The following is a 7,262-nucleotide window of genomic DNA, read 5'->3' as shown; positions in this document are numbered from 1 at the left end:
AACCGCTTCAAGAACATGGAAACTTCTATCATCAGTCATAGGCGCAGACATAGAAACTGACACCGTAAGCTCCTCCGCTCCTTCAGTGTCACAACCTCTCGCCCATAACCTCATGCCGCGCTAGATGGGGTCGGCTTCGCGCTTACGTTTCACGGTGCCACGCTAATCATCATCCGGCTCCCCAGGGGCCGTTCCGGCCCACACGAGCGGAACTGACACACCGCAAACTTCCGGGTCTTCGTTTCCATTCCATCGCCGGAACACAGTGAACAGGCCTCTGCCCGTATCCACGCCGACAGCCCGGATCTTTTCACTCCCCTCCCCCGGCTCCATGCCGATCGCACCGGACGCTCAGAAATGAGCATAGGCTGGCTCCACCACAATCAGAGCAGACAGACAGCGCCCTCACTCAGGAAACGCGCCAGCGCGCTCCCCTGTCGATCCTCGATCACAGGTATCGTCAGAGCGAGCAATCGATTTCGTCGAAGCTTGAGTGCAGCAAGTCCATAACGTATGCCGAGCAGAAAGGCTTGGAAGACCAAGGCCTTTAGCCGCATCAGTGTTCCTCGCTGAATTTACCAGGCCTGGTTCATTTGTTGTCGATCGCACATGCGGCAAACTTTCGGATAGCCCGGTCCGCGGACGGGCCTGGAGGTCGAGGATGCATGTTTCTTCCAGAGAACCATCAATTTCGTGAGGAGTATCGCGCCGCCAGGTACGATGTCATTGAATGCACGACGGGTCGACCGGCAGATCATTTCCAACACGCTTCAGAGCAAAAAACACCGCTGTTGGAGTTGACATAGGGAGCACATTTGGCAACCAACATGCAGTTGCTTCAGCAAGTTCTTCTAGCCTTTCTTGTATCTCAAATCTTCCGGGGTTTGGCAACGCTTCCCCTGGTGGACCCATAACGCATCCCCTTCGCACCCAAACGGATTTCCTAAGACTTCATGGTTTGCGAGGCGGTGCTTCGCCCGTATCGGTTACAAAGCTATAATCACATTCGTTCAGGCCAGAGAGCTGCCATTGCCGTTCACCGTGTGAAGTCCGACCTCACGCAGGACTGACCGGACGAACGCGCGTACCGGCTTCGCGAACCAGAGGGTCGAACTTATCCTCGTCGGTCTTGAGAAGTTCGAAGAACTGCGCGCGCATGCGCGGTTCCCAGAAGCTGGAGATGTGATCGGCGATGCCGGCCAGCGCTTCCTCGTGCGGCCTTGTCCTGAAGAAGTTCGCGATCTGGTTGGCCATATAGGCGAGTTTGTCAGGCGACATGCGGGCGGCCTCCTCCGTTTCTTTTCTTCATGCCTTGAGACATGCCCTACTCCGCGGCCTCGATCCGGCGCGATTGCGCCGCGAATTCCCCGTAACGCTCCTGCCAGTCGGTCGGACCGTTCGACGGCGACACCTGGACGGCGGTGACCTTGTACTCCGGACAGTTGGTCGCCCAGTCGGAGAAGTCGGTGGTGACGACATTCGCCTGGGTATCCGGATGGTGGAAGGTCGTGTAGACGACCCCCGGCGAGACGCGGTCGGTGAGTGTCGCCCGCAGGGCGGTTTCGCCGGAGCGGCTGGCAAGCTTCACCCAGTCGCCTTCCTTGATGCCCCGGGTCTCCGCATCATGCGGATGGATTTCCAGAACGTCCTGGCCGTGCCAGAGCACGTTGCTGGTCCGGCGGGTTTGCGCGCCGACGTTATACTGGCTGAGGATACGGCCGGTCGTCAGCAGCAGCGGGAACCGGGGGCCGGTCTTCTCGTCTGTCGCGATGTAGTCGGTGCGGATGAACCGGCCCTTGCCGCGGACGAAGCCATCCACATGCATGATCGGCGAACCGTCCGGCACCTTTTCGTTGCATGGCCACTGAACCGAGCCACGCTGTTCCAGCATGTCGTAGGTCACGAAGGCGAAGCCCGGCGTGGTCGCCGCGATCTCGTCCATGATTTCCGACGGATGGCTGTAGTTCCAGTTGCCGCCCATGGCATTGGCGAGCATCTGGGTGATTTCCCAGTCGGCATAGCCGTTCTTCGGCGTCATCACCCGGCGCACCCGGTTGATGCGGCGTTCCGCGTTGGTGAAGGTGCCGTCCTTTTCCAGGAAAGTGGAACCCGGCAGGAACACATGGGCGTAATTGGCGGTCTCGTTCAGGAACAGGTCATGGACGATGACGCAGTCCATCGCGGCCAGACCGGCCGCGACATGTTTGGTGTCCGGGTCGGACTGGAGAATATCCTCGCCCTGGCAGTAGAGCCCCTTGAAGGAGCCGTCGACCGCCGCATCCAGCATGTTGGGAATGCGCAGGCCCGGCTCGTCGGAGATGGTGACGCCCCAGGCCTTTTCGAAGATGTCGCGCACCTCGGCACCCTTCACGTGCCGGTAGCCCGGCAGCTCGTGCGGGAACGAGCCCATGTCGCAGGAGCCTTGCACGTTGTTCTGGCCGCGCAAGGGGTTCACGCCGACGCCGGGACGGCCGATGTTGCCGGTCAGCATGGCGAGGTTGGCGATGCCGATGACGGTGGTCGAGCCCTGGCTGTGTTCGGTGACGCCGAGGCCGTAGTAGATCGCGCCGTTGCCGTCGGTGGCGTAAAGCCGGGCCGCCTTGCGCATCTCCGAAGCCGGCACGCCGGTCAGCGCCTCGACCGCCTCCGGGCTGTGCGCCGGATCGGAGACGAACTCGGCGTAATCCTGGAATTCGTCCCAGTCGCAGCGTTCACGGATGAAGGCCTCGTTGGTGAGCCCTTCGGTGACGATCACATGGGCGAGCGCGGTGACCACCGCCACGTTGGTGCCGGGCCGCAGCGCCAGGTGATGGGCGGCACGGATATGCGGTGACTTGACCAGATCGGTCCGGCGCGGATCGACGACGATCAGCTTCGCCCCCTGGCGCAGGCGCTTCTTCAGCCGCGATCCGAAAACCGGATGGGCATCGGTCGGATTGGCGCCGATGACGAGTACGACGTCCGACTGCTCGACACTGTCGAAGTTCTGCGTGCCGGCGGAGGTGCCGAATGTCTGGCCGAGGCCGTAACCGGTCGGCGAATGGCAGACGCGGGCGCAGGTGTCGGTGTTGTTGTTGCCGAAGACGGCGCGCGTCAGCTTTTGCACCAGATAGGTTTCCTCATTGGTGCAGCGGGACGACGTGATGACGCCGATAGCCTCCTTGCCGTGCTTTTCCTGAATGGAGCGCAGGCGGGAGGCGGCGAAGCTGAGCGCTTCGTCCCAGGAAACCTCACGCCACGGATCGGTGACCTTGTCGCGGATCATCGGGTTCAGGATGCGGTCCTGGTGATGGGCGTAGCCATAGGCGAACCGGCCCTTGACGCAGGAGTGGCCGCGGTTGGCCTCGCCATCCTTGTAAGGCACCATGCGGACCAGCTCCTCGCCACGCATTTCCGCCTTGAAGGAACAGCCGACGCCGCAATAGGCGCAGGTGGTGACGACGGAATGTTCCGGCTGGCCGATCTCGATCACCGACTTTTCCGTCAGCGTCGCCGTCGGGCAGGCCTGCACGCAGGCGCCGCAGGAGACGCATTCGGAGGCGAGGAAATCCTCCGACATGCCCGGTGAGACGCGGGAGCCGAAACCGCGCCCGGAAATCGTCAGCGCGAAGGTGCCCTGCACTTCCTCGCAGGCGCGCACGCACCGCGAGCAGACGATGCACTTGGACGGGTCATAGGTGAAATAGGGGTTGGTCTCGTCCTTGGGCATCCAGAGGGCATTCGTTCCGCCCACGCCGTCGCGCGCCTTGACGTGATTGTCGCCCTCATAGCCGTAACGCACGTCGCGCAGGCCGACGGCGCCGGCCATGTCCTGCAACTCGCAATCGCCATTGGCGGCACAGGTCAGACAGTCGAGCGGGTGATCGGAGATATAAAGTTCCATCACGCCCCGGCGCAGGTCCTTCAGCCGGCCGGTCTGGGTGTGTACCACCATGCCGTCCTCGGCCGGCGTGGTGCAGGACGACGGCGTTCCGCGCCGGCCCTCGATTTCGACCAGACACAGGCGGCAGGAGCCGAAGGCATCGACCATATCGGTCGCACACAGCTTCGGGATCTGGATGCCGAGTTCCGCGGAGGCGCGCATCACCGAGGTGCCTTCCGGTACGGAGACCGTAAAGCCGTCGATGGTCAGGGTGACGGTCTTTTCCGACCTGGAGGCCGGCGTGCCGTAATCGGTTTCCTTGATCAGGGACATCGGTCTTACTCCGCCGCTTCTGCGATTGGCTTGCGATTGAAATCTTCCGGGAAATGGGTGAGCGCGCTCATCACCGGATAGGGCGTGAAACCGCCCAGCGCGCAGAGCGAGCCGAATTTCATGGTGTCGCAAAGGCTGGTCAGCAGGGCGATCTGCTCGTCGGGCCGGTCGCCTTTCGCGAGCTTGTCGACCACCTCCACGCCGCGGGTCGAGCCGATCCGGCAGGGCGTGCACTTGCCGCAGCTCTCGATGGCGCAGAACTCCATGGCGAAGCGGGCCTGTTCCAGCATGTCGGCCGTATCGTCAAACACGACCACGCCGGCATGGCCGATCAGCCCGTCCCGGGCCGCGAAGGCTTCGTAGTCGAACGGCGTGTCGAACAGATCGACCGGGAAATAGGCGCCGAGCGGACCGCCGACCTGCACGGCCTTCACCGGCCGGCCGCTTCTTGTGCCGCCACCGATCTCGTTGACCAGTTCGCCGAGCGTGATCCCGAAGGGCGTCTCGTAAAGGCCCGGGTACTTGATATTGCCGGCAAGCTGGATCGGCATGGTGCCGTGGGAGCGGCCAACGCCGAAATCCCGGTAGAAGCCAGCGCCGCGATCCAGGATCACCGGCACGGTGGCCAGCGACAGCACGTTGTTGACCACGGTCGGACGGCCGAACAGGCCTTCAAGCGCCGGTAGCGGCGGCTTGGCCCGGACAAGGCCACGCTTGCCTTCCAGGCTGTTGAGAAGGGAGGTCTCCTCGCCACAGACATAGGCCCCCGCGCCGACACGGACCTCCATGTCGAAGGCGTGGGTTGAACCGAGCACGGAAGCGCCGAGCACGCCTGCCTTGCGGGCGATCCCGATCGCCGCGCGCATGGTCGCAATCGCATGCGGATATTCTGAGCGGGTGTAGATGTAGCCCCTGGTCGCGCCGGTGGCGAGGCCTGCAATAGCCATGCCCTCGATCAGCACGAAGGGATCGCCTTCCATGATCATCCGGTCGGCGAAGGTGCCGCTGTCACCCTCGTCCGCGTTGCAGACGATGTATTTCTGCGTCCCCTGGGCCTGACGCACCGTGTTCCACTTGATGCCGGTCGGAAAGCCCGCCCCGCCGCGGCCGCGCAGGCCGCTGTCGGTGACCTCGGTGACGATCTCCTCGGCCGTCATGGCGACGGCCTTTTCCAGGCCCTTCAGGCCTTCGTACTTTCGGTAATCCTCAAGCGACAGGGGATCGGTCACGCCGCAGCGGGCGAAGGTGAGCCGGGTTTGTCCCTTCAGGAACGGAATTTCCTTTGTCAGTCCCTGGGCCAGCGGATGATCGTCGCCTTCCAGAAAACCGGCCTCAAACAGGCCGGGGACGTCCTTTACGGTAACAGGCCCGTAGGCCACCCTGCCCTTCGCCGTCTTCACTTCGACCATCGGCTCCAGCCAATGCAGGCCGCGCGAGCCGGTGCGGATGATCTGAGCGTCGATGCCTCTGGAGGCAAGCTCGGCTGCAATGGTCGCTGCCACCTTTTCGGCACCGACGCTCAGGGCTGCGGCATCGCGGGGGAGATAAATCTTGTGGCTCATCAGGACGCCTCCGCCACCAGGTCGCGGACCGCATCGAGATCGAGCCGGCCGTAGGGAGCATCGTCGAGGAGTACTGCCGGCGCGCAGGAACACAGGCCCAGGCAATAGACCGGCTCCAGTGTGACTTTGCCGTCCGGCGTGGTCTCGTGCCAGTCGATGCCGAGGGCAGCCCGGATACCGTCGGCGAGATCGGCGGCACCTACGGACTGGCAGGCCTCGGCACGACAGACCTTCAGGGTGTGACGGCCGGCCGGTTCCCCGCGGAAGTCGTGATAGAAGGTTCTGACGCCGTGCACCTCGGCGCGGCTCAGGTTCAGCCTGTCGGCGATTTCCCGGATCGCGATTTCCGGCACACAGCCGAACTCCTGCTCCACGGCATGCAGGATCGGCAGCAGCGGTCCCTCCAGATCCGAATGCATGCCAACAATCCGGCCGACCCGTTCCGCAAGCTCCTCATCGGACAGACCCAATGCCATGCGGTTTCCTCCTCCCGTCTCTCTCAGGCGGAAAAAATGCAGTTATTTGCAGGATTAAATCAATAAAGCCGTTCCGTTGGGCGATTGCACATTTCTATCGCGCAGGCAGCGGCTCGGTGGAGATCCGCCGTGCCAGCGCCAGCAGCGCCCCGATGACCGGCGTGTGCGGCTCCCGGTGGGCAGCGACGAGGCCGACCACATGGGACGCGTCCGGCCCGGTGATCGGGATCGAGCGTACCGTCTGTGCGGCGCTGAATGTTTCCACCAGCTTTTCCGGCATGACGCTCACCCATTTGCCGGTGAGCACATGGGAGAACAGGCTGATCATGGAATCGGATTCCAGCGTCGGCCGCACTTCCGCTCCCGCGCTGGCAAGATAGCCGTCGATAATGCGCCGGTTCTGCATGTCGGGGGTGAGCAGACACAGCGGCAGGGTGCTGACCTCCTTCCACGTAATGCTGCTCCTGCCTTCAAACAGGCGGTCGTCGCCCCCCACCAGGCAGTAGCGCTCCCGGTAGAGCGGCACGCTGGCGACCTTGCCGAGCGGTTCGTGGTCCAGATAGGTGATGCCGACCTCAATCTCGAGGTTTTCCAGGAGCGACAGGATCTGGTTCGATGTCCTGGAGGATACCGACAGGGTGACGTTCGGATTTTCCTCGTAAAAGGGCGTGGTCAGGTCGCGCACCATGGTGAGAGCCGTCGGGATCACCGCAATACGGATATGTCCGGTCAGCCCCAGCCTGACGGCTCGCATCTCCTCGCGCATGGACCGGGCGTCGCCGACGATCCGCCTGGCCCAGTCCAGCACCCGCTCACCTTCCGCCGTCAGCCCCTGGTAGCGTGAGCCGCGGCGAACCAGCATCACGCCGAGCAGATCCTCAAGCTGCTTCACTGCCGCAGACAGGGTCGGCTGGGTAACGTTGCACTCCTCCGCCGCGCGGCCGAAATGCTGCTCCCGCGCCAGGGCAATGAACATTTCCAGCTTATCGATCATGAAATATGTCCTAGTACAAACCGGCGGCTTGAGGA

General features: G+C 63.1%; 5 protein-coding genes. All 5 read right to left on the bottom strand.

The features are described from left to right. Positions 1 to 1,056: 1,056 nt before the first annotated feature. A complete protein-coding gene (locus tag HK439_RS24540; protein WP_190294135.1) occupies positions 1,057 to 1,278 on the bottom strand; it encodes a formate dehydrogenase subunit delta in 222 nt (73 codons plus the stop codon). Between the two features lie 46 nt (positions 1,279 to 1,324). Beyond that, a complete protein-coding gene (gene fdhF / locus HK439_RS24535; protein WP_190294134.1) occupies positions 1,325 to 4,195 on the bottom strand; it encodes a formate dehydrogenase subunit alpha in 2,871 nt (956 codons plus the stop codon). A 5-nt stretch (positions 4,196 to 4,200) separates the two neighbouring features. Beyond that, the gene (locus tag HK439_RS24530) at positions 4,201 to 5,757 is read right to left on the bottom strand and encodes a formate dehydrogenase beta subunit (RefSeq protein ID WP_190294133.1); all 1,557 of its coding nucleotides are present in this window, start codon (positions 5,755 to 5,757) and stop codon (positions 4,201 to 4,203) included. Beyond that, positions 5,757 to 6,233: a formate dehydrogenase subunit gamma gene (locus HK439_RS24525; protein WP_190294132.1), complete on the bottom strand. Its 477-nt coding sequence runs from the start codon at positions 6,231 to 6,233 to the stop codon at positions 5,757 to 5,759. Before HK439_RS24525 ends, HK439_RS24530 begins: the two co-directional genes overlap by 1 nt. Positions 6,234 to 6,327: 94 nt before the next feature. Beyond that, complete coding sequence (locus HK439_RS24520) at positions 6,328 to 7,227, bottom strand: LysR family transcriptional regulator (protein WP_190294131.1); 900 nt, start codon at positions 7,225 to 7,227, stop codon at positions 6,328 to 6,330. Positions 7,228 to 7,262 lie beyond the last annotated feature (35 nt).

The organism is Roseibium aggregatum, assembly GCF_014692675.1.
Taxonomy (GTDB): domain Bacteria; phylum Pseudomonadota; class Alphaproteobacteria; order Rhizobiales; family Stappiaceae; genus Roseibium; species Roseibium aggregatum_C.
The sequence above is the reverse complement of the archived record's forward strand: the minus strand, read 5'-3'. Positions and strand labels throughout refer to the sequence as shown.